The organism is Serratia sp. AXJ-M (assembly GCF_046531865.1).
GTDB lineage: Bacteria > Pseudomonadota > Gammaproteobacteria > Enterobacterales > Enterobacteriaceae > Serratia > Serratia liquefaciens.
In genome coordinates, this window is the sequence record NZ_CP059394.1 from 4,082,701 (window position 1) to 4,109,679 (window position 26,979).

Genomic DNA, 26,979 nt, shown 5'->3' on the forward strand with positions numbered 1-26,979 from the left:
AAACAATGACCGCATTAAGCGTTTCTCACACCTCACGTGCAGCAACCGGCCACTGGCCGGTTTTGCTTCCCGCGCTGGGCATTCACATTACTGCAGGGGGCCGGGCGCAGCCCTGCCCGGTCTGCGGCGGCAAAGACCGCTTTCGCTTTGATAATCTGCAGGGCCGTGGCACATGGTTCTGCAACCAGTGCGGCGGTGGCGATGGCCTGAATCTGGTCGAAAAGGCACTGGCCGTGACCACCAAAGAGGCCGCCGTGAAGGTGGCCGGGGTATTGGGTGAGCCGTCGGGCAACACCTTGCCAGAATACAATCCCCAACAGGAACAGCAGGACAAAGCGCAGGCACAGCATCATGCAGCGCAGCAGGCCAGACTACTGCTCGCCAGCGCCCGGCAACAGGCCGGGAATGTCTACCTGACCGCCAAAGGCTGGCCGGACACTGACACCCTGACATTACAGGGGCCGTCACTGCGCGTGGGCGGTATCACTTACCAGCCCGGCGACCTGCTGGTTCCCCTGACCGACAGCGCCGGGGAGGTGGTCAACGTCCAGTTAATCAATGCCGCAGGCGTTAAGCGCACGCTGGCCGGGGGGCAAACAAAACACACCTGTCATTTCCTGCCGGGGCAGGATAATGCCGTTATCTGGCTGACCGAGGGCTACGCTACCGGCCTGACTGTGCATCACCTGACCGGAGAAAGCGTCTGTGTCGCACTCAGCGCCAATATCCTGCCCGCGATGGCGCAGCAGTTGCGTGCTCACTACCCTGACGCGCTGTTGCTGTTGGCGGCCGACAATGACGAGAACGGCACCGGGCAGGCCCGTGCTGCCGAGGCCGCCCAACTGAGCGGCGGTAAACCGGCGTTGCCGTCAGAAACCGGCGACTGGAACGATGTATACCAGCAACAAGGTAAGCTGGCCGCGCTTGCGCAGTTGACAGCCTTCAGCCAGCCCAAGCAACCCAGCCCATTTGATACACTCAGCGATGCCGACCTGAAAGCCATGAGCGCCAGTGAGAAGGCCGAACTGTTAGCGGAGCACTACCAGCACCTGCTGGCCGTGCCACCGGTCGGTGAAGACCTGTGTCGCTATGAAAACGGCGCATGGCAGGTGTTACCGTACCGGGTACTCAGCCGGGAGATTGCCGCGCTGTTCCAGAAAATCCGCGCCCCGTTCTCGGCTGCGGGTATCAACAGCATTCTGGACACACTCCGGCTGATGGTGCCGCAAATGGGCACGCCGGCACGGCACCTGATTGGCTTTCGTAACGGGGTATTTGATACCACCACCGGGCAATTCAGCGCGCACCAGAAAACGCACTGGCTGCGCACTGTCAACAGCGTGGACTACACGCCGCCCAAGGCAGGGGAAAATCTGGCCGACCATGCCCCACACTTCTGGTGCTGGCTGACACGCGCTGCCGGGCAGCAGCCCGATAAGCAGGCGCGTATTCTTGCCGCGCTGTTTATGGTGCTGGCGAACCGCTATGACTGGCAACTGTTCCTTGAGGTCACCGGCCCCGGCGGCAGCGGTAAAAGCGTGATGGCCGCCATAGCCAGCCTGCTGGCGGGGAAAGACAACACCACCTCGGCCACCATTGATACGCTGGAATCGTCACGGGAACGCGCCTCCGTGGTCGGGTTCTCGCTGATTATCCTGCCTGACCAAGAGAAATGGAGCGGTGACGGTGCGGGTATCAAAGCGATCACCGGCGGCGATGCGGTGGCTATCGACCCGAAATACCGGGACGCCTACTCCACGCACATTCCGGCGGTAATTTTGGCGGTGAATAACAACCCGATGCAGTTCAGTGACCGCAGCGGCGGTGTATCCCGTCGCCGGGTAATCCTGCCGTTCCCGGAGGTGATACCGGCCAACGAGCGCGACCCGCAGTTGCTGGCAAAAATCACCGGTGAGCTGGCGGTGATTGTACGCCACCTGATGCAGCGTTTTACCGCGCCCGATGACGCCCGCGCATTGCTGGAAGCACAACAGAACTCGGGGGAGGCGCTGGAGATTAAACGCAGCGCCGATCCGCTGGTCGACTTTTGCGGCTACCTGCTGGCGGTCAGTGCGCCTGACGGTCTGTATATCGGTAATGCCAACATTACCCCAGCGAACCCGCGCAAATACCTGTATCACGCATACCTATCTTATATGGAGGCCCGGGGACACAAGTACCCATTGAATCTGACCGCATTCGGACGTGCGGTGCCGCAAACCCTGCGTGAGTACGAAATAGCGCTGTTGAAACGCAAGACCAATCAGGGGATGCAAACCAACCTGATATTGAATGAAGACTGTGAGGCTGACTGGCTGCCCAAGTGTGAAATGCGCTGAGCGAATGGCATCACGATCGTTTCTGCCGATCAATAGGCGGTTATTGATCTGCCGAACCCATTGGACGCTGTTGTGTGGGGCCGCTTATAGTCGAGCTGTACAAACCGCATACACCCAACACCGGGGAACCCCGTAGCGGTGACTACTCAGGCCTGCATTGCAGGCCTTTTCTCTGTCTGAAATCTCTTCCTGCTACTCTTCTAATGTGCAATAAATCACCGGCTCAGGCTGGTATTTTGCATTTTGGGGTCTGACTGTTCACTGTGAGTGACCAGTCAGGGCAAACTCATCACTAACTAATCACCGGTTAATTGATTGTTTTTAAACAATTAAAAGCAAAAGTGAACAGTGTGGCCAGTTTTTCTATAAATCTTTTTTTCTGGCGTTCAGGTTGTCGCCCGGCTAGAGACTTTTCCAGTCGGGCAGTTTATTGGCCCGTTTGCGCCAAGAGTGGATTAACGCCATGCATAAACCAAACAGCAAACCGGCAAAGAGAGCGTTTACTACCGCGATTGGTACACTGACACCTTCATTTTTCCAGCGACTAAACCACATGAGAATGCCCCATAACGGGCCAAACCAGATGGCGAAAAACAGAGTATTCAGCCAGAAGGGGGCAAACGGTGGAGGTGGCATTTTTCCTCCCAACTTCCAAAACAGGCGCAAGATCGGTGGTGCATAATTGCTCCGCCACATCTTTTTATCTTCCATCAGGGCTATTGCCTTTTTCTTCTTATCTTCAAATGCCATAATCCGAATCCTTTCATTGGGTATCTATAAAGACTGTCTAATAATATGCCTTATCCAGAATCAGCCATAGAGGGGGACGTTTGGAAAACGGAAAAAATTCCACTCTAAGAATTTTTTAGGGAAACAGGTTCTGACAGGTAGCTTTGAGCGAGAAGTGGACATTCATATTAAGTCTCTGCAGTGCTGTCCACGCTCTTCTTAGTTTCATTGGAAAAGTTTTAATTGAACAAGAGCGCAACTAAAATAGCGAAAGTATAGTCCTCCGCAGGGCTAAATAGCAGTAACACCTGACTAAAAAACCATCAGAAAATGGCACTGCCATGGCCGCCCCAAAATCTGGCACGACGATTAAATGTATTCTAAAAGGAAGATCCCTGCGCGGGTGGCAGGGACGAATTATTGCCCCATTGACGTGGCACGAGTCTTAGCATTGCTATCATTACTGGGAGTGCCAGCAGAAACAACCCTGTCTGTTTTATCCCGCTTTATCTATTAATTACAAGGGGAACTAGTCATTTTTTTCTTCTTTACTTATTTTTAGCTTACTGTTACCAAAGCTTAAACTGCTACCAGAGATGTTTTTTAATATTATTTCATAAGGATGCTTAGCGGTTTTTTCTCGCTCAGCGCGAGATACACATATTATTTTAATTAGGTCTATGTCACGCTCATTTAAATCAGCCCCTTTCTTATATTTAAGAAAGAAATCTTTGATGTCATCCTTTTTTTGTTGATCTTCTAGGATGGCCATTATAACAGCCGTCCTTGAATAACAGGATTTTATTACAAAGAGGACAAATAAACTAAGGCCAAAATACAAGCACGCAATAGTTACCCTAACTTCATAGGATAGACCATCAAGCCATATGAAACCGCATATCACTGAAATAGTAGATATAAAAAATAGATTGATAAATATCATGCGGGTGGTTTTTGCGCTGGAATACTCCTCTTCAAGATAATTATTTAAATTTTTCAGTTTCGGTTCAGCTTTTCCAGTAAGCCTGCCATTTTCTATTGTTATATCTTTTTCTTTATCAATATATAAAAAACTAGAAACAATGGAGTTAACCACCCCAATTAATGACCCTGCCACACTGATATTAGTAAAAAACCTCCTGATATAACATTTCTTTTCTGCAATGGATAATGAGTTTATATATTTCGTTGAATTATACAGAATGAAAACCAGAACCATAATTAACACAAGCAAAAGGAATATTAAAAGTATTTTACCATTATCAAGTTCGTTGATGTTCATATAAGAAGCCATGCGGATTAATTGTATAGACCAAAGGTACTCTTATTTTGCCCTCAACAAGCGAAAATGAAAAGAACTATCATACAGTTCGGTTAAAAAATATAGCATCAATTTTCTACTCAGAGGATCAGCAAGGTTACGGCTGTAATACTGCATCATCTTTGCACCCTTGCTGTTGCAGAAATGAAAAAGGGTTAATGAAAGAAAGCGACATCTCTAACGTCCGCTCCTGGCACATAGAAAACTGTCAACCCGGAGTATTGTTTACCGGGGGTATTAAACTCCCGTGAAATGGCGCTGATACTGATCCCGGTGTTTATACGTGTAATCATAGAAAGTTGTTGTTCTTCATTCAGTGCTGAAGGACGACCAAATCGCTTTCCAGCTTGCCCTCGCAATACGTGGGTGCGTGCGCTCAAGCAATAGATCCCGCTCAAATTCCGCCACAGCAGAAATCACCGACATCATCGTGAGAAGCAACTCAATAATCGGCTCAGGCCGGTGTTTTGCATTTTTGGGCTGACTGTTCACGGTAAGTGACCAGTCTGAGTAAACTCATCACCAACTAATCACCGATTAATTTATTGTTTTTAAACAACTAAAGTCAAAAGTGAACAGTGTGATCAGTTTTTCTATAAATCTTTTTTTTCTGAGCGAGATGACGAATTTGATCTATCATGGGGCAGCCCCAAAAACAGACTCATTTAAGGGGGGAGTTGCTGATGCCGGATTCTAAAATCACCCTCTAAATCGGTGTCACTTTCCTGCATTGGTATACGTTTAGGTATACTCAACAAATCTGAACTAGATTTTTATCAATGATTACAACAAACTAATCGATTTATTCAGATTCCCCCAGCCCAAATAGGTCACCGGTGACCCCAGATAGATCCGGTGGCAATAACGAAAAAGCCCGCAATTCACGTTGCGGGCTTTTTTGTGTCTGTAGCGCAGACTGGTCGTTAGTGATCCAGATAGAGATAATGCAGCCAGCTGGTCATGCGCAGCAGGACTTTGCGCATGATGGAAAGATGCTCAAAGTGCTCGGTGTAGACCGCAGCCTGTGCGGTAACCCCATCGGGCAATTTGTCCAGCGCGGGAACAGGGTCTAAATCGATCATCACGTAAACCCCCTCCTGCTGAGCGCCAACGTTTAGCCCTTGCATAACACCACTGGCCTGATAGCTGCCGTCGGGGACTACCGGCAGCACCCGCGTGACCGAGCCGCCATAGATTTTCCCCGGCAAGCCGTTAAATACCACCTCGGCTTTATCGCCCTGGGTTAAACGCAGGATCGAGTTTTGACGGAATACCGCCACCACCTGCCGTTTTTGCTGCGGAATAAAAATCATCACCGGCTTGAACGGCAAGCGCACTGCGGTGGTGCCAGGCCGAGCCAGCACCTGGGTAACATAACCCTCGCTGGGTGCTCGAATGGTCGTTTGTTCCAAATTGTAGGTCGCTTCCGCAATCTGTGATTTCAGGCTGGCAATGCGGGCGTCCTCACCATTGTAGTGGCCCGAAAGCCGCTCCTGCGCCTGCTGATGCTGAGCTTTGGCAGCCTGCAGCGCTGCAGATTGCGCTTGATACTGCTGCCGGGCATGACTGATGTCTTGTTCCGAGAAAGGGTTAACTGCCATTGCCGCGCCTTTGGCGTAACGCTGATAATCCTGGCGCGTGCGTTCATACTCGGCATAAACCCGCTGTACATTGGCCGAGGACTCATTTAGCGTAGCCTGTCGTGTTCTTACATCCGCCTGCGCGCTGGCAAGATCTGCCTGCAGCTTGTTCAGCCGGGCACGGTAGCGGGTATCATCCAGGCGAAACAGCACATCGCCCTTATGCAATAGCACATTGGTCTTATCCGTAACCTCGACAATCACTCCCGATACCTGGGGAACAATGGGCACCGAAACAGCGATTTTCTGCGCCCGGTAGGTATAAGGATGGTTGTAATTCATCCCCAGAATCAAAGCTCCTACGATAAAAATGCCGCCCAATACCGCGGTCGGCACGGTCCATTTATTGATGGGGATACGGAACAGTTTGAAAACGCCGTAGCTCAGCGCTACGTAGCTGAGAATAATTAAGAGATCCATACCCTTTCAACACCCTTTATTGGACGACGAGCTTTCATCTGCAACGGGCATCTGCATTCGCTGTAACTCGCTTTGTAACTGATGAATTCGCGCTTGCAGCACTTCAGGGTGTTCGGCTTTCTCGCTCATGCCCCATCCCCGCTCTGGCCGATATAACGTCGCCCAAATCCACAGCAGTGGCCAAATAGCATGCAGGGTAAACAGGCTGACCCAGCCTGCAACGTGAATGGCATCCTGATGGGGATGTTGCCGTTTTTTGGCCAGCAAATAAGGAATATCGTGAATAATTATCACGCCGTAAAATAAAATCAAAAACACGGCGATCAATACGCCTAAAGCAAAATAATCTAGAAACATGCTACACCCTGGCTGGTAACGCTAAATAACGCATCGAGGCTTATGTTGTCTTATACTCTTTGATATCTTTGGCAATGATATCAATGGCATTTTTAACATCGTCCACGGTGAGTTTTGCCTTTTCATTATTCAAATTATTTCCGGACGCTTTGCGCACCACTTTGATAACCGGCTGATTAGTCGAAGCATCGATAAACTCGCCTTCCATATACACAGAGCTCTCCATGGTGCGGTGACCGGTTACGCTCTGTGTTGCCGCCACCAGTAGCGTGATTGGCAATACCTCATACACCTGAAGCCCTTTTTTATGGGTATCGATAGCCGTTATAGCCCCTCGGAAAATAAGCGTATTTTCACGTGGCACATCCTCCAAGATAAAATGGGATGCCATAGACTGCTTAAACTGCTGGTTGGTGTAGTTCAGGATATTATCAAGTGCGCGCTGGCTTACCATCTCAGTGGGTTTCGGACGCGGGAAATAGATCATCGGCTGATAAACCAAATATTTATATTTAGAATAGTCAACGTTAGTTTGTTTCCAATATAAAACGTCCTTACCGGAGGCCGATTTCCCCTGGGTAATATCATTGTAATTATTCAGGAACGTAGAATACTTTTCTTTTTCGGTGACCTTGGATGAACAAGCGGCCAGAATGAATACCAAGGGCAAAATGGCCGCACGTTTTTTTCTCATCATAACTTCCAATATTAATTTAATAAGCAATAAATAATTAATCGAAATAGTACCCGCTAGTGACTGATAAGTCATATGACAATACAGGCAAAAATGTATATCATTTTTGATATACAAAATCAGACTGGCGCGTAGAGTGAAATCAAAAGACTTCAAGATCGACGAACTCAGGATCGTTCGCTGCATTGCCGAAACGGCCAGCGTCAGCAAGGCCGCTCAGCGGCTAGACATGCCACAGTCAAATGTGTCGCGCACCCTGACGGCGCTGGAGCGCCGGCTTGGCCTGGAGATCTTCTTACGCACCCCGCGCAGCTTGTCGCTAACCGAGTTTGGCGAACAATTTTTACGCCGAGCCACTCAGCTTTTAGATGAGCATAACGATCTGCTCGATATATCAGGTACCTATAAACGCAGTCTGAATGGCATGGTGACGCTGGGCGCACCTATTGGTATCCATTCATTCCTGACCCGTTATCTGCTGCCGCCGCTGTTACGCGAATCGCCGGAGCTGATCGTCGATTTGGTCACCCGCAATCCGGATGAACGTGAGAAGAAGTACGGTGCGGTATTCGACAGTGACTGCGATCTGTTGATCAGTTTCTTCCAGCCGCAAAATGAAAGCCTGATCGCCAGGCCCTTGACCCGTTTTCGCGTCGGGTTATTTGCCTCACCGGACTATATCGCAAACGCCCCTCTTGTCGAGCCAGAGGAGCTGACAGCGCATCGCTGCATTACCTTGCGGGTGCTGGGAGGGAGCCACAATACCTGGAGCTGTTATAGTTCTCAGGGCCAATTGATGCAGGTAGCAGTCACCGGCAGCAGCATATGCGACAATATTCTGCCGGCCATCGAGCTGGCAAAACAGGGGCTTGGCATCGTCTATGCCCCTTATTACTCCGTCGCTTCTGCGCTGGAATCGGGGTCACTGATGCCTTGTATTGAACGTGAGCGCTGTATCGATATGCAAGCCTTTCTTATTTATCGCCAGCGTGGGGTGTTACCCCACAGGGTTCAGGTGATGATGGACAGCATCATGCATAATATGAAATTGCATGAGCAGCGCCTGATTTAGCGATAACGGCCACAAACACTAAAAGCAAAACCCCGCCGAAGCGAGGTGATGCTGTTCGTCTTTCCGAACCGTCGACAGTTACTCGTTTACCGGTCTTTCCCGATCGTCACTTCGCTCGCAACCTGGTCGCGTCGCCAGAGCAGACAGGCACGCATGCCCTGAAGGCGGCACAGGCTTACGAACATGTAGCTTAAAATCGGTATCCACCGCCCAGTAAAGCCTGGCTGGAGATATCTTTATCCACCATTGGGCTATCGGTGATTTCACTGCTCAGCTGCACGGCACGCACTGACGCCAAGGCATACCAATGTTCGTTAAACTGGTAGTTGGCGCTCAGCTCCACATAAGGGCTCCAGCTCTCTCCGGCCGAATACGTTGAGAAACCGCTGCTTTTTGCCTCCGCATGGCCAATGCCATAGTAGTAATCGTTCTGGTTACCGTTGTTGTAGACCGCGCCAATACCGGGAACAAGGCGTAGCTTGCCCGCCTTGATTGGATACAAAAAGGCCACGTCCCCTACCACACCGTTACTGTTATCAAGGGTATCACCAGCCAGCGAGGCGCGAATAACCCCCCATTTCTCTTTATGGGTGAAGGCCATCCCGGCCATTACTGTGCCATCGCGCTTATCCAGCTTTTTCATTTGGCTGTTATTGCTATCATCCGGATCAAAACCCAGGGGGGAATAATAGGTGATGATCGAAATCTGATCCTTTGGCATATTCAGCAGATAATATCCCGCCGCCAAAGAGTGAATATAAAAGTTCCCTTTCTCATAGTTTAACGTGGGCAATCCCTGGGTTTTAGCATCGGTATCAACATAACCATAATCATTCACCATCGCAGCTGCCCCTAAGGACCAGCTCGCTGCAACTGAAAAAGGCGAATAAATAAGGTAAGCGAAAATTAGTGAAAGCGAAATACTAAACTTACTCCCCCTAATACGAGGAGTTAGAAAATCTGAGCACGGTTTCATTATTATCATCCATAGTGGGAGCATCAAACGCCGTGCATACTACTCCACCAGGGTAATTGTCTGATAGCGGCTTAAGTGTCCAAAAATGCACACCAGGCAACAAATTGATTTTTAATCATATTCACCCTATTTTACCATTCACAGCCCGCCACCACCCACCAGACAGAGCTGCATAATTGCATAGCTACAAGGCATAATATAGTATGCGGAAAAATTCGACCCTGGCTTCACCGTAATAAATTTACGCCCCTGGAACATGACATTATGGAAACAGACGTTCTCTTCACTCTTGGGAAAAGAAACTCAGCCACTTTATTTAATAAAGATGATAAGCCGATAGAGCATATCTTGGCGATTAAGCACGCCTTAATGCCCTATGGTAAAAAATGTTCTTTTCCAGCGGGCAAAAAAATTCGCTTATTTCACAATGGCATTCGGCATTGGTTCTTGCTCCAGTCCGGTGAAATGTCCGCATGCCGCGACAGTGATGGTTTGAAAATAGCCAACTTTAGAGAACCCTCGCTCGCCGGTATCGCGGAAACCTTCTTCCCTAAAGAGTTGATCTTTTTCCTGGCCGAATCACCGGTTGAACTGGTGATGTACCAGGAAAGTGATGTGCTGGAAACGCTGGCACGGGAAAACCTTTGGCAAAACTTAGTGCATATACAAGCCTATGTCATCCAAGTTCTGAGCATCCGCGACAGGTTATTGTCAGGCAACGATGCCTACGAAGTTGTCTGCAATCACTTGCTGATGCTAATGAATGAAAAAGAAGCCTTTCGCTTATCCACCACGGTTCCGCGCTATATTCAGCAACGAACCCAGCTCTCGCGCAGTGGCATCATGAAAATATTATCTGACCTGCGCAAGGGAGATTATATTACCGTCGAAAAAGGTATTTTGCTGGCGGTTAACCGGCTGCCAAAGCGTTATTAACTGGCTATCAGAGCCCGTTAATCCTCTTACAGATCCCGTGTATACACTCGAGAAGCCTCACCCCAGGGGTGGTAACCCAACCCATTAAAGGCAAACCCCTGTTTCTCGTAGTAGCCTTCCAGATCGGTACACAAATGCAACTGTGGGAAACCCAACTGACGAGTCTCCTGCGCCACATGGTTAATCAACAACCTGCCGTAACCGCGGTTACGGTGGGCCTCCTCCACATACAGCGCGCACAGCCATGGATAGAGTTCACCGCGGCTAATGAAATCATTGGTGATTAATCCTGCGCACCCCAGGATCTGACTGTTATCCACCAGCAAATACCACTGCGGCAATGGATTAGCCGCACCGATGCAACGAGTGATGGCATCCTCATACATCATCAGCGTTTCTTGCGAAGCCCATTGCTGTTGGAAATAACCGATCGCTTGCTGTTTAAACTCGGGGGACTGACGCACCGAAATAATCTTCATATCTTTTCCTGAGGTGATTTTTCATTCTTTTTCTGGCGTAAAATTATGCGGTAACCCGTGGAGGTTAGCACGACCTTTATCATGGAAATCAGCTGGGTGGGCAGATAATATGGCGACGCTGCCCCTTAACCGGCAGCGATTTCACCAAAACAGGAGTCATTATGACGCAAAATATTTATGACAATCAGGCCTTCTTCGACGGCTATGCCCAGCTCAGCCGCTCGGTGAACGGGCTGGACGGCGCACCGGAATGGCCGACTATCCGCAGCATACTGCCGGATTTGCACGGCAAGCGGGTAGTCGATCTCGGGTGCGGCTACGGGTGGTTCTGCCGCAGCGCTCGTGAACAAGGTGCCGTAAGCGTACTGGGGTTGGACGTCTCAGAAAAAATGCTGGGTAAAGCGCAGTCGATGACCCAGGATGCCGGCATTGAATACCGCCAGCAGGATCTGGAGCAGCTTCAGTTGCCGCAGGCGTCTTTTGATATCGCTTACAGCTCACTGACGCTGCACTACATCGAAGATCTGGCGCGGTTGTTCGCCACGGTTTATCAGGCGCTGGCGGCTGGCGGGCAGTTTATCTTCACCGCTGAGCACCCCATTTATACCGCACCGCAGCATCAGGGATGGTGGGTCGATCAAAACGGGCAGAAGTCGTGGCCGGTTAACGGCTATCAGCAGGAAGGTCAGCGGATTTCAAATTGGTTGGCAGATGGGGTCATCAAGCAGCACCGCACGCTTGGCAGCTACGTAAACTTGCTGATCCGGCAAGGCTTCGTCATTAGCTATCTGAACGAATGGGGCCCTTCGGCTCAACAAATCGCAGATAACCCGGCGCTGGACGAAGAAAAAGAGCGCCCAATGATATTTATTCTCGCCGCTCATAAACCTGCTTAATGCTTCTTTTCCGCAATAAATCCTGAACACATCCAATATTGGGGAGGCTGCCTCCCCCCAATGGCTTAGGGCGCGGTTGCAGGCATCGGTGCCGCTATCACGTTCTACTCGCCGATCGGCAAATAGCCCTGCCACAGCGGTTGCGCCGCTTTACCCTGCGCATTGGCCTGCAAATGTACATGGTAACCCTGCAGTGACTGCAACAGCAGGCAATCGTCCACCTCAGCCAGATCATCCTTATGCTGCTTGAAGCTGCCGGTCAGTAACGTCTGCTTGGCTTTTTCTTTGGCTTCATCCGCACTGTGCGCGACAAACAGGCCAAACTCGTGCAGCTCAGCCAACTCGTCACTGCGGTAACCGCCGACGTTAACAAAGAACAGCTTCTCCGGCCCGACGAACGGCTCAGCCCTCAGCGCCACGTCATAGCCATCCGCCCATTCAATACGCGTATAGCCATCAACATGCACCTTGTTCTTATCGCCAAACCATTTCTCGCGCAGCAAGGGATAAGCCTGTTCTGGCCGCTCCGCTGCAACGAATTGTACGTCGTGCAATTCGATATTGGCACCCGGTGCGGTGCCGCCCACATAGAACATCAATAATCCCGGCATTAGATGGCTATCCCTCTGTTTTAATAATCGTTATGTAATATATTATATATCGATTGTTATGCAACCAGCGCTGCCACAAAGAGCGAGTTCGCTATTGGGGGAAAAGCTTATCAGCATGGATTACGCGCAAAGACCGCAGGTTCCGGCCAACGCAGTAGTAACAACTTTGACATGCGCTGAGCAGCGGGACGTGGTTACGCCCCGCTAGGTTTCAGGCGCGTATATCCTGATATTCTGGCGTGGTGTCGAATTCGTGTTTGGCGAACGGGCATAACGGAATGATTTTGCGGTTTTCCGCGCGCATTTTGGCGACCACCAGCGCCACCAACTTTTTACCTACCCCCTGGCCTTTTAGCACTTCGTCAACCCAAGTGTGATCAATGATGGTTAATTTATCGCCGCTGGGCACAAAAGATATCTCGGCAATCATCTTCCCCTGCTGATCGTTTATATAGAAACGCTTTTCATCTTCCAAAAATTTAAGATCCATAGAATTTATTCCTATAAAAAAGTGCGTAACTCTCGGTTGTCGCTACAACAAAGCCAATATTAGTCTACTCTTTAATCAGTAACACAACATAATTGTGACAGTGGCTGAGGAGTTCAAAATGGGTGAAAGCTCAAAAGACGGCGTTATTCTGCTATCCCGAATATTGTTGATGATCCTGTTTATCATATTTGGCTGGATGAAGCTGGTTGGCTTTGGTGCAACCGTCACGGCAATGGAAGGGTATGGTACGCCCATGCCTTATTTAGCGGCGATTATCGCCGTGGTGGTGGAGTTCTTTTTCGGCATTGCGCTTATTCTTGGGTTATTTACCCGCCCTATCGCGGTTATTTTTGCCCTTTACGTACTCGGCACCGCGTTTATCGGCCACCCATTCTGGAAAATGACCGGCATGGAAATGATGGGCAATGAAATAAACTTCTTCAAAAACATCAGCATTATTGGCGGGCTGTTGTTGCTGGCGGTCACCGGCGCCGGACGTTATTCGCTGGATTATAAATTCTTCAATAAATAACCCCCACCAGCCGGTGGCCCCGCTACCGGCTGGCCTTCTGTTGCCCCGTTTATCGACTACGTTTGGCGTGACGTTCGAAGTTATCGGCTTTCGCCTGTGCAGATTTGCGCAACGTCACGTAACAGGCACCTTCACCGCCATCACGCGGCAGCGCCCGACAAAAAGCCTGCACCTGCTCAAACTGGGCCAGCCACTTGGCGACATAGCTGCGGATCACGTTGGCGTGGCTTTCATCATCTCGCCCACGGCCGTGAACGATCAGCAGCGAACGCAGACTTTGCTTTTCCGCTTGCACAATAAAGCGGAACAGAGCTTGCCGACAGGCCTCCACCGGCTGTTTCAACAGGTTCAGACTGGCCTGTGGCGGGTAGCGGCCATGGCTCAGCTTGTCGAGCACGCCCTGTTGAATGCCCTCGCCTTTATATTCCAACGGTTGCTCACAGGGGATCAGTTCGAGAAAGCCGGTACTGAGAAAGTTTTCCTGCTGCAGCGCCTGCGCTTCACGGCGCGCGCGCTTATCCATGGTCTCCTGCGGCTTCAAGTACAACGTCTCGGGGCCGCGGGATAACGGAATGACATCCGCCATCGCCTGTTCAAAAAAATCTTTGTCTTGGTTGCTCATCTCAAAGCCACTCTTGGACACTAAGCCTTTCATGCCGGAATAAGCCTGATTGTAAGACCCACAGCTCCGGTTGCAAGCCGGGAATTTTCCGCAATCGTCGTCAACGGGTGAGGTTCTGTGCAGTTTTCGTTATACTGCAAAACCATTATTGAGTGCCGCAAAGGATCGATCCCATGAAAATGCGCGAGCTGGAAACCCAGTTTCAAAATGCCATGAGTGAGTTGCAGGCCAGCTTCGAAAAGCAGCACCGTGAATGGCAGCACAGCTATCAGGCCCTGCAGCAGTTGCTGGAAGAGGCTAAACAGCGCGAAGTCGCACTGCGTATGCAGAACGAACAGTTGGTACGCAAGCTGAGCACCGCCAGTTCAGTGCCGGAGCAGCACGCATTGGTGAAGCAAATTAAAATGCTGGGCGCCCATCTGGACGCACTGGCCAAAGATGCCGCCAGCTTCAACCACCACCTGCGCAATCAGCAGCGGGCAGCCGACAATTTCAGCGGCGAACAGCGTTGACACCGGGCGCTGTCCTGCAGCGCCTCCTGCCAAATACTGGCGTTCCGAGAGTGTAATAAATCATAAATGACCTGGATCATCATCGCTGCCCTGATCGTTGTATTTATTATTGGTTACCGCATTCTGACTTCCGATACCCGCAAAGCCATTGACTCTCTGGCCCACCTGTTGAAAGTGAAACCTATGCTGATTGAATCGATGATTCAGGAGATGGGGAGCCGCAACAGCCAGACCTTTATCCGCATGCTGAACAACGGTTACACCGAAGAGATGCACCAGGCGGCCTATTTGCTGTTTATCTATCTGACCTTTATCAAACAGGCAGACGACCACCAGATTGCCCTGTGGCGGGAAACCCTGCTGCGTGCCGGTCTGTCGCCAGAGTTACATGCCGAGCACACCGAAGCCGCGCTGTTTTATTTTGCCGATCTCGATATCGATGCTTTCGAGCTGGCACAGTTCCGCCGCGCCTACAACGAGCGTTTTAACCAGGAAGCCATTGCCAATTGGTGAAGATGTCCCCCGCAGGCGGGGGAGGCATTACAGAAACATGCTGTAGATATAGCGCGAAAGCGCGTCACGCGAGCTGAAACCGTGGGGAATGCCATAACGCGCACTCGGGGTATCGCTGCTTAAATCCAGGGGAAACTCAAGGTACTGATCGCTGGTGCGTATCGGCGAGGTCGGCGTGGCGAAATGCACGCTTTTCTCTTTCAGCGCCGGGTGGATCACCAACGCGGTTCTGCCCATCCGCGCTTCACGATTCACATACACGTAGTGCTCACCCTTGCGGTAACCATAGGCTTGATCGGTGACATAATCACGCTCAAACCCCGTATTCTCCAACACTCTAGCCACTTCATCCGGCCGTAAATACATCGATTTCTCCTCTCGTTCTGGACCGCTGAGCGACCTTACCGTAATCATGAGATGAAACAATAAATTTTTCGGTATGGATGTGGGTTTAGGAATATTCCTTAACTAGGTATTTTGCCGTTTTTGCAACAACAGTCGCAGCGTCAACATCACGCCCGGAAACACCCTCAGTACCGCAAAATCAAGAGATTGACGGCACGCCCGTACGGCTCATCAACAGCATTTAGCATAGCCCCGATCCAAACCCGGCAAGGGATAACAAAGTATTATTTAAAGCCGCTGTTGTTGCCTGCGCCATTCACTTGGGCTCACACCCTGAATGCGCAAGAATTCGCGGTTAAAATTCGATTTGGTAGTGAATCCGGCCTTTTGCATAATATCAGTCACCGGCTCATCACCGGCGAGCAACCACTGCGCCGCCTGACGAATACGCAGTTGATTCACATATTGCGACACATTCATTCCCGTATGCCGATTGATAGCCTGCGAAACCCGTCGCGCCGGCAAGCCCACCTTGCGCGCCAGCCGGGCCAGATTCAGCTCAGGCTCCAGGTAGAAGTCATCTTGCCGCAGCCGTTGTTGCACCCGCTCAAACCACTCGGCCAGTTGATCCTCATCTTCCCCCCCGCTATCCGCCGTTTCCGATATGACCTCAACCGGGCTTTCCGCAGGTCGGCTGCGCGACAGCACCAAGCATAGGCTCAACGCCACCAACAGATTATCGATCGTTGCCAGCCAACCGGCGTGCCGCCCGTCAAACAGGGAAAAGTCGAGCGCAATCACCCCTTCGGCTACCGCCACCATGATCAGCAAGCCCCCCAAACCGCGCCACAGTCGATAGCTCAGCCAACTTTCCGCCAGCGCCACCTGCGGCAAAGCGTTTTCACCGCGCCGCAACGCATATAGCAATGCGGCTCCATACCCCAGATAACCCCCGACAATCATGGCATCCAGCAAAAAGGGCGCCGTCAGGCTGGCCAACAGCGTCAGGCACAGCGGCATCAGATGCCACAGTTCGCGCCGCCGCAAACGGCCCTGGGTACTCACCAAAAACGCGACATAAGCCAGTGAAGGGATCGCCATCGCGCCGAACGGTTGCAGCCGATTGAATTGCGTTATGCCGTAGCCATAACGGATACCCACCAGCAGGCTTTGCCACGCGCACAGCAACAACAATAGCTGAAAGACCCAGCGCCGCGCCGTTGGACGACCGAGGCGATACAGCAGCCCCAGGCACAGCAGACCGAACAGAAATGTGAGAGGAATAAGCGGCATCATCAAGGTCTTGTCGTTTGCACACGGAATCAACAGTGTACTGTTAAAACAATCATTTAACGACCCGGATCGCGATCGAGGTCGCCGGATGGCACCGCCAATGCCACCCTCTCAATCTCGATACCTTGAGGAGTGAAAATGAAAACAACCTTGTTGTTATTGATGCTGTGGTGCGGTGCTGCGAGCGCGTCCCCCTATCAGGTCGCCACCCACGATGAAACCTTTCAGGCCGGCTCGCGTTCGTTAGTCAGCCGAATTTACTACCCCACCACTAAAACGGCTAAACCGCAGCTCATCGGTGCAAACCCGGTCTTTACCGGCATTGAGAGTCAGCCGGACGCGCCGGCAGCAAGTGGGCATTTTCCGCTGATCGTGATCAGCCACGGCAGCGGCGGCAATAACGCCAGCCAGGCCTGGCTGGCGGCAGCGCTGACCCAACAAGGCGCGATCGTGGTGGCGGCCAACCACCCAGGCAGCACTACCGGTAACTCGGTTCCGGCTTTATCTGCCGAGCTGTGGTTACAGACCAGCGATATTTCCGCCTTGATTAGCGCCGTCACCACCGACCCTCGCTGGAAGCCGATGCTCAACCCTCAGGCGATTGGCGTTATCGGCCACTCCAAGGGCGGTTACAGCACCATTGCAGCTATCGGCGGTAAAGTCCGGCTGAGCGATTTCATCGATGGCTGCCGACAAGCACCGCAGTCGCCCAACTGTCAGTTTTATACACAAGCCAATGTCGCACTGACCAAGCTTTCCGCCAGGGCATTTGACGCCGACTACACCGACCCGCGCATTCGCTTTGCGGTGGCTCTAGATCCCGGCATGGTGCCCTACCTGCTGCCGACCAGCCTGCGTCGGCTCAGCGCACCGTTACTGATCGTCGAGCCACAGCACTTTTTGCCCAACGGCCAGGAACCCGGGCTTGGCGGTGCCACGCTGGCGGCGGATAACGGAAAGCAACCTATTCATGCACTGAGGCTCTCCAGCGGCAATCATTTCGATTTCCTGCCGGTTTGTCAGCCCAAAGGCCGGCAAATCCTGGCGAGTGAAGAAGATGATGGGGCGGTGCTTTGCGCCTCTTCCAGCGAACAACGCGAAGCCGTACACCGGCAAACGCTGGCCGCCATCATGGCATTTATTCATCCGTGGCTACCCGCGCCCGCAGGAAATCGATAAACGCCCTCACCTTTTCCGGTACGTGGCGGGTGTTGGGGTATAGCGCATAAATACTCTGCGCAGGAAACTGATGGTCCGTGAGTAGCGGACACAGCTTGCCCTCGGCGAGGGCAGGCCGCACCAGCCATTCGGGCAACAGCGCCACCCCGGCACCGTGCAAAGCAAACGCCAACAGCGCTGCGGCACTGTCGCCCATCAACGTGGCGGCATCTTCCACCTTAAACAGCACCGCCTGGCGCTCAGGGGTAATGACCTGCCAACTCAGCGGCGAACTGAGGCGACTGTGAGCAATCCACTGTGCCTGTGCCAGTTGGGCCAGAGACGCAATGGGATGGCGGGCCAGGTAGGCTGGCGAGGCGACCGGCACAATAGCAAAGCTGTCGAGCAGTGCCGCCCGTAGGCTGGAATCCGCCAGTTGTCCCAGCCGGATGGCCACGTCGAAACGCTCTGAAATCAAATCTGCATGATAGGAAGAGGAAACGTGCTGAATGCGCAGGCGCGGATGCAATTGGGAAAACGCCGCCAACGCCGGTACCACCACCTGAGCGCCGTATTCCGGCGTAGTCGTGATGCGCAATACGCCGCTCAGTCCATGGTGATCCCGACGTACGTCATCCAAGAGGTTTTCCGCATCCTGCAACAACCGCAGACAACGTTGATAAAAACGTTCGCCGGCGTCGGTCAGTGCCAGCCGTCGGGTGCTGCGCACCAGCAGCGACACCCCCAGTTCGCCCTCCAACTGTTTGACATTGAAGCTGACCACCGCCTTGGTTTGCCCCAACGCCACCGCAGCAGCGGTGAAACTGCCGGCGTCCACCACGGCCACGAAGATAGCCAAACGCTGCAGGTTAAGCATGTTGTCGCCCCTTATTGTCAAAATAATTTTGACAGTGTAATCGCTCGTAGCCGATTTATCCGCACTTTCCCGCCCGTTACACTGCTAGCCTTCAACCGGAGGCACCATGCCCTATCGCATCAAAGTCGCAATCGTCTACCTGCTCGGATTTTTTGTCGATCTGATCAACATGTTTATCGCCAACGTCGCTTACCCCTCAATCAGCCATGCGCTGCAGGCTTCGGTTGGTGAATTGGCCTGGGTCAGTAACGGCTACATTCTCGGCCTGACGCTGGTGATCCCGCTCAGCGCCTGGTTAGCGCAGCGCATTGGCGGACGGCGGGTGTTTTTGCTGTCGTTAACCTTGTTTATGCTGGCAACGGCGGCGGCGGGCTATGCCGATTCCATCGGCGAACTGGTTGGCTGGAGAGTGCTGCAGGGTATGGGCGGCGGGTTGCTGATCCCGATCGGCCAAACGCTGACCTACCAACTGTACCGTAGTCATGAGCGCGCGGGGCTTTCCGCCGCCATTATGCTGGTAGGCCTGCTGGCCCCGGCACTGTCACCGGCATTGGGGGGGCTTATTGTCGACCGGCTCGACTGGCGCTGGGTGTTCTTTGCCAACCTGCCGCTCGCCGCGCTGGCGCTGCTGTTGGCCGCACTCTGGCTACGCCCTCAGGCACCCGATCCGCAACGGCGACCGCTCGAGATCAAGGGGTTGCTTAGCGCCTGTACGGCCCTGACGCTGATCTTACTGGGCCTCACCCGGCTGGGGGAACGCGGGGGCCTTGCGCAAGGCGCGTTACTGCTGGCCGCAGGGGCGATCGCCTTGACCTATTTCCTGCGCCGTAGCCTGCGCATTACCCACCCTTTGCTGAACCTGCGCCTGGTTCAGGATCCGCTGTTGCGCACGTCGATGATGATTTATCAGTGCATCCCCGGCCTGTTTATCGGCGTCAGCCTGATCGCCATGCTGTATTTGCAAAATCAGTTGGGCATGCGTGCCGCGCAGGTCGGCAGCCTGATGCTGCCCTGGTCGCTGTCCTCGTTCCTGGCCATCACGTTGACCGGCAGAAAATTTAACCATTTTGGCCCGAAACCGCTGTTTATCTTCGGCTGTCTGCTGCAAGGGTTGGGCATTTTGGCGCTGTCGCAGATTGCGCACGCTGGGGATTACGGATTGCAGGTTGCGGCCTTCGCCCTGATGGGCTTTGGCGGCAGCCTGTGCAGCAGCACCGCGCAGAGCAGCGCATTTTTGCATATCGCCGATGAGCAATTGGCCGACGCCAGTGCGCTGTGGAATATCAACCGACAGCTCAGCTTCTGCCTGGGTGTCGCCCTGCTCAGCTTGTTACTCAACCTGCTGCTGGAACATTTTACCCCCGCCGTCGCCTACAAAAGTTGTTTTTACCTGGCCGCCGCCAGCACGCTGATCCCCATGCTGCTGTGCCTGCGCATCGCAAACCGCGCCATAGTGCGCCGTCTCAATACTCAACAGGAACACCAATGAACCAATATTTTACCGAAGTGATCGACGCACACGTCGCCATTGAAAACTGGCTGGAAAAAGGGGCCGGAGATGAACAGGGGCTGTTGGCACGTTTTGATCCCGCCTTCAGCATGATCGCGCTGAACGGCAGCCGACTCGATTTTGCCGCACTGAGCACGTTTTTCCGTGCGCATCGGGCCGCCAAACCGGGGTTGGCAATCAGCATAGAAGAGATGACGTTGGTGGCCGAATGGCCGACGGGGGCAGTGGTCAGCTATCGTGAGAAACAGAGGCTGCCTGGACAGGCGGCGACGCTGCGCAACTCCACCGTGGTGTTTGAACAAACCGAAACCGGGCTGGGCTGGCGGCACCTGCATGAAACGCCCATCGCGCAGTAATCAGAGAAAACCGTCGGCCAGAAACAGTTCCCAGGCCACGATCAGCCCACACAGGGTGACGGCGCTGAAAATCACTTCGAACAGATAGCGATTGATCATCATGAGCTAGCCCTCAAAAGAAGACACCCGGCCAAGCCGGGTGTCTCAATAACGTCGGGATGATGCGGCCCCCTCAGGCACCGCATTCCTCACTCAATTAAGCGGCTGGAGTTGCTGCTTTTTTGGTGGCTTTGTGGTGTTTTTTAGCGGCCTGAGCTTTCTGCACTGGCGCTTTTTTGTGGTGTTTTTTAGCAGCCTGGGCTTTTTGAGCTGGCGCTTTTTTGCTTACTTTGTGGTGAGTTTTAGCAGCCTGAGCTTTCTGTGCTGGAGCTTTTTTGCTTACTTTTTGGTGCTTTTTAGCGGCCTGAGCTTTTTGAGCTGGGGCTTTCTTGGTCGCTTTGTGGTGCTTTTTAGCCGCCTGGGCTTTCTGAGCTGGGGCTTTCTTGGTCGCTTTGTGGTGCGCTTTCTTATGATGAGTGGCTTTAGCAGGAGCCTTCTCAGCAGCAGCTGGCGCAGCGGTAGTGGTGGTTGCAGCCGGAGCAGCCGTTGCCGGAGCTGCAGCAGTATCAGCAGCGAAAGCAACAGAAGACAGACCCATGGTGGCAGCAACGATCAGGGCTAATACTTTTTTCATCTTTAATTCCTCAGAGTGTTTTTTCAGTAAGCCCCGTTGGGCCGTTGAAGCAGATACTAGAGGAATCGATGAGCCGCTTCCGTGAGTGATTGGTTTCGCCGAGTAACCAAATGTACAACACAGACAGGCATCGCCGGTGACGTAATCCCACCAGGTATTTTACCGTGATCGCCGGCACATTTTGAGAAATGGTCTACACTTAAGAGACATGTGTCAAAAACGGAGAGTCGAATGTTTAAGAAATCAGAAAAAGTAGAACGCGACATTGATCAGGACGTCACTCTTTTGGCTGATACATTGGATGAGGTGCTACGTGCATCCGGTGACAAAACCAAAGAGGAACTGAAAGAGCTGCACAGCAAAGCCAAAGGCGTGTTACGCGACGCCCGTGCTCGCTTCAATGGTTCCAGCAATCTGACACAGCACGCCCGCGATGCCGTCGAACAAGCCGACAGCTACGTGCGCGACAAACCTTGGCAGGGCGTAGGGATCGGGGCCGCGGTTGGCATCGTCCTCGGCGTTCTGCTGGCCCGGCGTTAACACCCCTTGCAGTCATAAAGATAAAACAACAGATGTGCGTCTGGCCCGTGGGAAACCGCGGGCCGTTTAATTTGTGGCGTCAAACAACTCGGCTAGCCTGGCCACTGCCCGCTCAGCCTCGCTCTGCTGGGTAAAGTTGGCAAACCCCATCAGCAGGCCATCTCCCGCCGCACTGGCTATGTGCCAATCCGAAAGTGCCTGTATCGACAACCCGCGTTGCCAGGCCTCTTGCGCGATCCTCCGATCCAAGCCTTTTGCCGTCAATCGTGCCAGTAATTGAATGCCCCCGGCCTGCGACGATACCGTCAAATACTCCCCCAGCTGTCGTGCAAGCGCCTGCGCCAGCCATTCACGGCGCTGGCGATAGAGAGGCCGCATACGTTTCAGATGGCGATAGAAATGCCCCTGATGGATAAAATCAGCCACGCTAGCCTGCATCAGCGGCGGGCAGCCGCAACCGCGTAACCGGCTGCTGCGTCCAAAAGCGTCCACCTGTTCAAGCGGCACGACCAAATAAGCCATACGCAGTGCCGGAAACAAGGTTTTACTGAAAGTCCCGGCGTACAGCACCCTGCCCTGACGATCGAGACTTTTCAACGGCGGCAGCGGCCGACCATGATAACGAACCTCGCTGTCGTAATCGTCTTCAAGGATCCATGCCCCCTGCTGCTGTGCCCACTCCAGTAAGGCCATACGCCGCGCCAGGCTAAGCGAGACGCCCAGGGGACTCTGGTGGGTCGGCGTCAGCACCGCCATGCGTGCTCGAGGTGCAGCGGCAACACCGACGGCGATATTCATCCCCTGCTCATCAACCGGCACGGCCACCGGCTGCATGCCGGCGGCGCGAAATAGCGGTAGGGTCACCGGGTAGCCAGGGTCTTCCAGCCACACCTCGTCACCGGTCTTGAGTAAAGTGCCGATCACCAAATCCAGCAATGCCTGATAGCCGGCACAAATAAAAACCTGTTCCGGTCGACAATTGATACCACGCGAAAGCTGCAAATAATTCACGATCGCCGCGCGCAGCTCTGGCAACCCTTGAGTTGACGGATGAGCCATGGCCGCCAAAGGAGCAGTACGCAATTGGCGACCGACAATCCGCTGCCATAGTGCGCGCGGGAAAGCATCCAGCGCCGGCAGCCCCAATTGAAAAGGCTGCGTTGCCCCACTCGGATGCAATGGATTCGCCGCCACCGCCGGCAACACTTCCGTCGTCAATGCTGCGCGTACCGGCAGATTCTGCAGCTGCGACGAAACATAAGTGCCAGCCTGTCCCCGGCTTTGCAGAAAACCTTCGGCGATAAGTTGGCCGTAAGCGCTTTCCACCGTGGCCCGCGCCACGCCCAGATCGCTCGCCAGCCCACGTACCGAAGGCAGCCGACTGCCCGCCTGCAGGCTTCCTTGCGCAATGGCGTCTTTAATTCGCAGATAAATCTGCCGGTACAAAGGATCTGCGAGCTGAGCATCCAGCCGCAAAGAGGAGAGAAACTGACGCATCATGGCCTGGTTAAATAATCATTTTATGGCTCTATAGCATAGTCCATATCGCCATTAAAGTAGCCTCATTATTCTGCTGTTCGCTAACTGAGGTTGACCATGATTAAGCAACGTTTGAAATATTCCGAACTCTCTCCTGCCCCTTATAAAGGCATGGTGACCGCCCTGATGGCACTGGAGAAAGGCGCGCTGGACAAGGCGACAATTGAGCTGATGTTTATGCGCGTATCGCAGATTAACGGTTGTGCCTACTGCCTGGATATGCATGGTAAAGCACTGAGAGAAAGTGGCGTTGACAACGCCAAGCTGGACCAACTTGCGGGCTGGCGCGTGAGTCATGCGTTCAGCGACCGCGAGCGCGCGGCGCTTGAGTGGGCAGACTCCGTGACCCTGATCGCCGCAACTGGCGCACCGGACAGCGCGTTTGAAGCGCTGCAGACGCACTTTAGCGAAGCGGAAATTGCCGATTTAACCTTCGCCATCAGCATCATGAACGCCTTTAACCGCCTGGCCATCAGCATGCGTCAATGACGAAACCGCACTTTCCCCCCTCTCGCCCGAGAGGGGGTTCCCGCCAACAACCACCAAAAAAAATTTTTCCCTCTGCTTTTCCAGCCCTGATGCGGCCTCGACGTGAATCCTGCCAAAACACCATATATAGCGTGGTTGATAAATTAAATATCCACATATAGTATTTAACTCATCAACCGCAGGGAACATGTAGCGGTTGGTAACGCCGTCAGAAACGCCGTTCAATGCTCCGTTATCTGACCTGTCCGCCTTTCCTTCAGCCTAAAAGGTAAATGCGAATCATGAGCATTATTATTTACAGTAAACCGGACTGTGTCCAGTGCAACGCCACCTATCGCGCATTCGATAAACAAGGGATTGGTTATCAGGTGATCGACCTCACCCAGGATCAGCAGGCGCTGAACCATGTTAAATCCCTTGGCTATCAGCAAGTTCCGGTGATTATCGCCGGTGAAGATCACTGGTCTGGCTTCCGGCCGGACAAAATCGGCGCGCTGGCCCACGCCCTGGCGTCCTGAGGTTGCCCATGAACCCGCTGGTCTATTTCTCCAGCAGTTCGGAGAACACCCACAGGTTCGTTGAAAAACTGGGATTGCCGGCGATACGTATCCCTATCGCCGGCGCCCGCAGCAAACTGCTGATGGATAAACCCTATATTTTGATCGTGCCCAGCTATGGCGGCGGCAGCGCCGTAGGAGCCGTGCCGATCCAGGTGATCCGCTTTCTCAACGATCCACAAAATCGCGCTTTCCTGCGCGGCGTTATCGCCGCCGGGAATACCAATTTCGGCGCAGCGTACGGCATTGCCGGCGACATCATCGCCAAAAAATGTCAGGTGCCTTTTCTTTACCGCTTTGAGCTGCTCGGCACCACACAAGACGTTGCAAACGTTCGACAGGGAGTAACCGCATTTTGGCAACGACAGAACTGACCCGGCCCGCCGCAAGCGCGCTGGATTACCATTCGCTCAACGCGATGCTCAATCTTTATGATGCCGAAGGCCGTATCCAGTTCGACAAGGATCGGTTAGCAGCGCGGCACTACTTCCTGCAGCACGTGAACCAAAACACCGTGTTCTTCCATAACCTGGAGGAGAAGCTGCGCTATCTGGTGGAGGAAGGTTATTATGAACAGAGCGTGTTGGCGCAGTATGAGTTCGCTTTTATCAAACAGCTGTTCCAACAGGCCTATGCGAAAAAATTCCGCTTCGAGACCTTCCTCGGCGCCTTTAAGTATTACACCAGCTACACGCTGAAAACCTTCGACGGTAAGCGCTACCTGGAACGCTACGAAGACCGGGTGTGCATGGTCGCCTTAACGCTGGCGGCAGGTGATACCGCGTTGGCGCAAGATTTGGTGGAGGAGATGATCTCGGGCCGCTTCCAGCCGGCGACGCCCACTTTCCTCAACTGCGGTAAGCAGCAGCGCGGCGAACTGGTGTCCTGTTTTCTGTTACGCATCGAAGACAATATGGAGTCCATCGGTCGGGCGGTGAACTCTGCGCTGCAACTGTCAAAACGCGGCGGCGGCGTGGCGTTCTTACTGACCAATATTCGCGAGGTCGGTGCCCCGATCAAACGCATAGAGAACCAGTCTTCAGGGGTGATCCCTATCATGAAGATGCTTGAGGACGCCTTCTCTTATGCCAACCAACTGGGCGCGCGTCAGGGCGCCGGGGCGGTCTATCTCAACGCTCATCACCCGGATATTCTGCGTTTCCTCGACACCAAGCGTGAAAATGCCGACGAGAAAATCCGCATCAAGACGCTGTCGCTGGGGGTGGTGATCCCGGATATCACTTTCGAACTGGCGAAGAATAACGAAGAGATGTACCTGTTCTCGCCCTATGACGTCGAGCAGGTGTACGGCGTGCCGTTCTCGGAAATCAGCGTCAGCGAAAAGTACCGCGAAATGGTGGATGACAAGCGCATCCGCAAATCACGCATCAATGCGCGTGAATTCTTCCAGGTACTGGCGGAGATCCAGTTTGAATCCGGTTATCCGTACATGATGTTTGAAGATACGGTCAATCGTGAAAATCCGATCGCCGGGTGCATCAACATGAGCAACCTGTGCTCCGAGATTTTGCAGGTCAACCGCGCCAGCACCTATCACGATGACTTGAGCTACGACCAGGTAGGCAAGGATATTTCCTGCAACCTCGGTTCGCTCAACATCGCCAAAACCATGGATGCCCCCGACTTTGGCAAAGCGGTCGACACCGCGATCCGTGCGCTGACGGCGGTGGCGGACATGAGCGACATTCGCTCGGTGCCGTCGATTGCCGAAGGCAACCGTAGTTCGCATGCCATTGGCCTCGGCCAGATGAACCTGCACGGCTACCTGGCTCGCGAACGCATCTTCTACGGCTCAGAAGAAGGGATTGATTTCACCAACATCTATTTCTATACCGTCGCTTACCACGCCATTCGCGCCTCTAACCGGTTGGCCATCGAGCGCGGTAGCGCATTCGGCGGCTTCGAAGAGTCGACCTATGCTTCAGGTGAATACTTCAGCAAATACACCGAACGGGAATGGCAGCCGCAAACCGAACGGGTTCGCGCGCTGTTCGCCGACGCCAATATCGCCATCCCTGGCCGCGAAGAGTGGCTGGCGCTGCGCCAGTCGGTGATGATGCACGGCTTGTACAACCAGAACCTGCAGGCGGTACCGCCCACCGGTTCCATCTCCTACATCAATAACTCGACCTCCAGCATCCATCCGATCGTGTCACGCATCGAGATCCGCAAAGAGGGAAAAATTGGTCGCGTCTATTACCCGGCGCCCTATATGACCAACGACAACCTGGAGTACTACCAGGATGCCTACGACATAGGGCCGGAAAAAATTATCGATACCTATGCCGCCGCCACTCAGCACGTCGATCAGGGGCTGTCGTTGACGCTGTTTTTCCGCGATACCGCCAGCACCCGCGACATCAACCGCGCGCAGATTTATGCCTGGCGTAAAGGCATCAAAACCATCTATTACATCCGCCTGCGCCAGATGGCGTTGGAAGGCACCGAGGTGCAGGGCTGCGTGTCCTGTGCACTGTGAGGC

At 53.2% G+C, this 26,979-nt stretch carries 30 protein-coding genes and 1 pseudogene; 15 read left to right on the forward strand and 16 right to left on the reverse strand.

Translation table 11 applies throughout. From position 1 onward, the window contains the following. Positions 1-5 precede the first annotated feature (5 nt). Positions 6-2,339 carry a primase-helicase zinc-binding domain-containing protein gene (locus tag H0S68_RS19140; RefSeq protein WP_410528965.1) on the forward strand — a complete coding sequence of 778 codons (2,334 nt, stop codon included), beginning with the start codon at positions 6-8 and terminating at the stop codon, positions 2,337-2,339. 402 nt (positions 2,340-2,741) lie between these two features. Here H0S68_RS19140 and H0S68_RS19145 read toward each other — a convergent pair whose 3' ends face one another. From H0S68_RS19145 to H0S68_RS19170, 6 genes and pseudogenes are all read right to left on the reverse strand, one after another. Next, a complete protein-coding gene (locus H0S68_RS19145) occupies positions 2,742-3,089 on the reverse strand; it encodes a DUF6404 family protein (RefSeq protein ID WP_261123793.1) in 348 nt (115 codons plus the stop codon). Positions 3,090-3,597: 508 nt separating this feature from the next. Then, positions 3,598-4,350: a hypothetical protein gene (locus H0S68_RS19150; protein WP_410528966.1), complete on the reverse strand. Its 753-nt coding sequence runs from the start codon at positions 4,348-4,350 to the stop codon at positions 3,598-3,600. Between the two features lie 194 nt (positions 4,351-4,544). Next, positions 4,545-4,815, reverse strand: a pseudogene (locus tag H0S68_RS19155) (helix-turn-helix domain-containing protein); the annotation flags it as partial. A 497-nt stretch (positions 4,816-5,312) separates the two neighbouring features. Continuing rightward, positions 5,313-6,449 (reverse strand): HlyD family secretion protein, encoded by a 1,137-nt coding sequence (locus H0S68_RS19160; RefSeq protein ID WP_122080054.1) that lies wholly within the window; start codon positions 6,447-6,449, stop codon positions 5,313-5,315. A gap of 6 nt (positions 6,450-6,455) precedes the next feature. Next, a complete protein-coding gene (locus tag H0S68_RS19165; protein ID WP_046372809.1) occupies positions 6,456-6,806 on the reverse strand; it encodes a DUF3302 domain-containing protein in 351 nt (116 codons plus the stop codon). A 40-nt stretch (positions 6,807-6,846) separates the two neighbouring features. Further along, positions 6,847-7,500: a DUF3313 domain-containing protein gene (locus H0S68_RS19170; RefSeq protein WP_115058173.1), complete on the reverse strand. Its 654-nt coding sequence runs from the start codon at positions 7,498-7,500 to the stop codon at positions 6,847-6,849. A 136-nt stretch (positions 7,501-7,636) separates the two neighbouring features. On the opposite strand from H0S68_RS19170, the gene H0S68_RS19175 reads away from it, so the two are divergent. Continuing rightward, complete coding sequence (locus H0S68_RS19175; RefSeq protein WP_020828278.1) at positions 7,637-8,572, forward strand: LysR family transcriptional regulator; 936 nt, start codon at positions 7,637-7,639, stop codon at positions 8,570-8,572. A 190-nt stretch (positions 8,573-8,762) separates the two neighbouring features. Here H0S68_RS19175 and H0S68_RS19180 read toward each other — a convergent pair whose 3' ends face one another. Beyond that, on the reverse strand, positions 8,763-9,548 hold the full coding sequence (locus H0S68_RS19180; RefSeq protein WP_052730602.1) for a MipA/OmpV family protein: 786 nt from the start codon (positions 9,546-9,548) through the stop codon (positions 8,763-8,765). A 264-nt stretch (positions 9,549-9,812) separates the two neighbouring features. Here H0S68_RS19180 and H0S68_RS19185 point away from each other — a divergent pair, with 264 nt between their 5' ends. Further along, positions 9,813-10,484 (forward strand): winged helix-turn-helix transcriptional regulator, encoded by a 672-nt coding sequence (locus tag H0S68_RS19185; RefSeq protein ID WP_046372807.1) that lies wholly within the window; start codon positions 9,813-9,815, stop codon positions 10,482-10,484. Between the two features lie 26 nt (positions 10,485-10,510). On the opposite strand, the gene H0S68_RS19190 is transcribed toward H0S68_RS19185, so the two are convergent. Further along, a complete protein-coding gene (locus H0S68_RS19190) occupies positions 10,511-10,963 on the reverse strand; it encodes a GNAT family N-acetyltransferase (protein ID WP_020828281.1) in 453 nt (150 codons plus the stop codon). 161 nt (positions 10,964-11,124) lie between these two features. Between H0S68_RS19190 and H0S68_RS19195 the strand changes: the two genes are divergently transcribed. Beyond that, positions 11,125-11,859 carry a class I SAM-dependent methyltransferase gene (locus H0S68_RS19195; RefSeq protein WP_261136345.1) on the forward strand — a complete coding sequence of 245 codons (735 nt, stop codon included), beginning with the start codon at positions 11,125-11,127 and terminating at the stop codon, positions 11,857-11,859. 104 nt (positions 11,860-11,963) lie between these two features. Here the strand turns inward: H0S68_RS19195 and H0S68_RS19200 are convergent, their stop codons facing one another. Together H0S68_RS19200 and H0S68_RS19205 are read right to left on the reverse strand one after the other, a co-directional pair. Then, the gene (locus H0S68_RS19200) at positions 11,964-12,470 is read right to left on the reverse strand and encodes a DUF1543 domain-containing protein (protein ID WP_410528967.1); all 507 of its coding nucleotides are present in this window, start codon (positions 12,468-12,470) and stop codon (positions 11,964-11,966) included. A gap of 211 nt (positions 12,471-12,681) precedes the next feature. Beyond that, the gene (locus H0S68_RS19205; RefSeq protein ID WP_020828284.1) at positions 12,682-12,960 is read right to left on the reverse strand and encodes a GNAT family N-acetyltransferase; all 279 of its coding nucleotides are present in this window, start codon (positions 12,958-12,960) and stop codon (positions 12,682-12,684) included. Between the two features lie 118 nt (positions 12,961-13,078). Between H0S68_RS19205 and H0S68_RS19210 the strand changes: the two genes are divergently transcribed. Then, positions 13,079-13,492, forward strand: a complete 414-nt coding sequence (locus H0S68_RS19210; RefSeq protein WP_020828285.1) for a DoxX family protein — start codon at positions 13,079-13,081, stop codon at positions 13,490-13,492. Between the two features lie 49 nt (positions 13,493-13,541). Here the strand turns inward: H0S68_RS19210 and smrA are convergent, their stop codons facing one another. Next, a complete protein-coding gene (gene smrA / locus H0S68_RS19215; protein ID WP_041415633.1) occupies positions 13,542-14,114 on the reverse strand; it encodes a DNA endonuclease SmrA in 573 nt (190 codons plus the stop codon). A 173-nt stretch (positions 14,115-14,287) separates the two neighbouring features. Here smrA and H0S68_RS19220 point away from each other — a divergent pair, with 173 nt between their 5' ends. Together H0S68_RS19220 and H0S68_RS19225 are read left to right on the forward strand one after the other, a co-directional pair. Next, positions 14,288-14,626 carry an MbeD/MobD family mobilization/exclusion protein gene (locus tag H0S68_RS19220; protein WP_020828287.1) on the forward strand — a complete coding sequence of 113 codons (339 nt, stop codon included), beginning with the start codon at positions 14,288-14,290 and terminating at the stop codon, positions 14,624-14,626. Between the two features lie 66 nt (positions 14,627-14,692). Continuing rightward, positions 14,693-15,139, forward strand: coding sequence for a DUF1198 family protein (locus tag H0S68_RS19225; protein ID WP_020828288.1), 447 nt, complete (start codon positions 14,693-14,695; stop codon positions 15,137-15,139). A gap of 27 nt (positions 15,140-15,166) precedes the next feature. Here the strand turns inward: H0S68_RS19225 and H0S68_RS19230 are convergent, their stop codons facing one another. Both H0S68_RS19230 and H0S68_RS19235 read right to left on the reverse strand, forming a co-directional pair. Continuing rightward, complete coding sequence (locus tag H0S68_RS19230; protein WP_020828289.1) at positions 15,167-15,505, reverse strand: DUF2002 family protein; 339 nt, start codon at positions 15,503-15,505, stop codon at positions 15,167-15,169. A gap of 267 nt (positions 15,506-15,772) precedes the next feature. Continuing rightward, positions 15,773-16,777, reverse strand: a complete 1,005-nt coding sequence (locus H0S68_RS19235; protein WP_410529473.1) for a helix-turn-helix domain-containing protein — start codon at positions 16,775-16,777, stop codon at positions 15,773-15,775. 138 nt (positions 16,778-16,915) lie between these two features. Here H0S68_RS19235 and H0S68_RS19240 point away from each other — a divergent pair, with 138 nt between their 5' ends. Continuing rightward, positions 16,916-17,956, forward strand: coding sequence for an alpha/beta hydrolase family protein (locus tag H0S68_RS19240; protein ID WP_410528968.1), 1,041 nt, complete (start codon positions 16,916-16,918; stop codon positions 17,954-17,956). On the opposite strand, the gene H0S68_RS19245 is transcribed toward H0S68_RS19240, so the two are convergent. Further along, on the reverse strand, positions 17,916-18,812 hold the full coding sequence (locus tag H0S68_RS19245) for a LysR family transcriptional regulator (RefSeq protein WP_046372802.1): 897 nt from the start codon (positions 18,810-18,812) through the stop codon (positions 17,916-17,918). The two genes, H0S68_RS19240 and H0S68_RS19245, sit on opposite strands and share 41 nt — an antisense overlap. Before the next feature lie 106 nt (positions 18,813-18,918). Between H0S68_RS19245 and H0S68_RS19250 the strand changes: the two genes are divergently transcribed. Both H0S68_RS19250 and H0S68_RS19255 read left to right on the forward strand, forming a co-directional pair. Then, positions 18,919-20,301: an MFS transporter gene (locus tag H0S68_RS19250; RefSeq protein WP_262256028.1), complete on the forward strand. Its 1,383-nt coding sequence runs from the start codon at positions 18,919-18,921 to the stop codon at positions 20,299-20,301. After that, a complete protein-coding gene (locus H0S68_RS19255; RefSeq protein WP_262256027.1) occupies positions 20,298-20,678 on the forward strand; it encodes a DUF4440 domain-containing protein in 381 nt (126 codons plus the stop codon). The genes H0S68_RS19250 and H0S68_RS19255 overlap by 4 nt, the downstream gene beginning before the upstream one ends. A gap of 196 nt (positions 20,679-20,874) precedes the next feature. Here H0S68_RS19255 and asr read toward each other — a convergent pair whose 3' ends face one another. Then, positions 20,875-21,351, reverse strand: coding sequence for an acid resistance repetitive basic protein Asr (gene asr, locus H0S68_RS19260; protein ID WP_048761059.1), 477 nt, complete (start codon positions 21,349-21,351; stop codon positions 20,875-20,877). A gap of 231 nt (positions 21,352-21,582) precedes the next feature. Here asr and H0S68_RS19265 point away from each other — a divergent pair, with 231 nt between their 5' ends. Then, positions 21,583-21,891 carry a YqjD family protein gene (locus tag H0S68_RS19265; RefSeq protein WP_020828296.1) on the forward strand — a complete coding sequence of 103 codons (309 nt, stop codon included), beginning with the start codon at positions 21,583-21,585 and terminating at the stop codon, positions 21,889-21,891. Between the two features lie 66 nt (positions 21,892-21,957). Here H0S68_RS19265 and H0S68_RS19270 read toward each other — a convergent pair whose 3' ends face one another. Continuing rightward, positions 21,958-23,391, reverse strand: coding sequence for a PLP-dependent aminotransferase family protein (locus H0S68_RS19270; protein WP_409325749.1), 1,434 nt, complete (start codon positions 23,389-23,391; stop codon positions 21,958-21,960). A gap of 96 nt (positions 23,392-23,487) precedes the next feature. On the opposite strand from H0S68_RS19270, the gene H0S68_RS19275 reads away from it, so the two are divergent. From H0S68_RS19275 to nrdE, 4 genes are all read left to right on the forward strand, one after another. Beyond that, a complete protein-coding gene (locus tag H0S68_RS19275) occupies positions 23,488-23,919 on the forward strand; it encodes a carboxymuconolactone decarboxylase family protein (RefSeq protein ID WP_020828298.1) in 432 nt (143 codons plus the stop codon). Positions 23,920-24,200: 281 nt separating this feature from the next. Then, entirely contained in the window at positions 24,201-24,437 is a 237-nt protein-coding gene (nrdH, locus tag H0S68_RS19280) for a glutaredoxin-like protein NrdH (RefSeq protein ID WP_020828299.1), read from the forward strand. Positions 24,438-24,445: 8 nt separating this feature from the next. Further along, positions 24,446-24,850 carry a class Ib ribonucleoside-diphosphate reductase assembly flavoprotein NrdI gene (gene nrdI, locus H0S68_RS19285; RefSeq protein ID WP_020828300.1) on the forward strand — a complete coding sequence of 135 codons (405 nt, stop codon included), beginning with the start codon at positions 24,446-24,448 and terminating at the stop codon, positions 24,848-24,850. Beyond that, positions 24,832-26,976 carry a class 1b ribonucleoside-diphosphate reductase subunit alpha gene (nrdE, locus tag H0S68_RS19290; RefSeq protein WP_128865633.1) on the forward strand — a complete coding sequence of 715 codons (2,145 nt, stop codon included), beginning with the start codon at positions 24,832-24,834 and terminating at the stop codon, positions 26,974-26,976. Before nrdI ends, nrdE begins: the two co-directional genes overlap by 19 nt. The last annotated feature ends 3 nt before the right edge of the window (positions 26,977-26,979 follow it).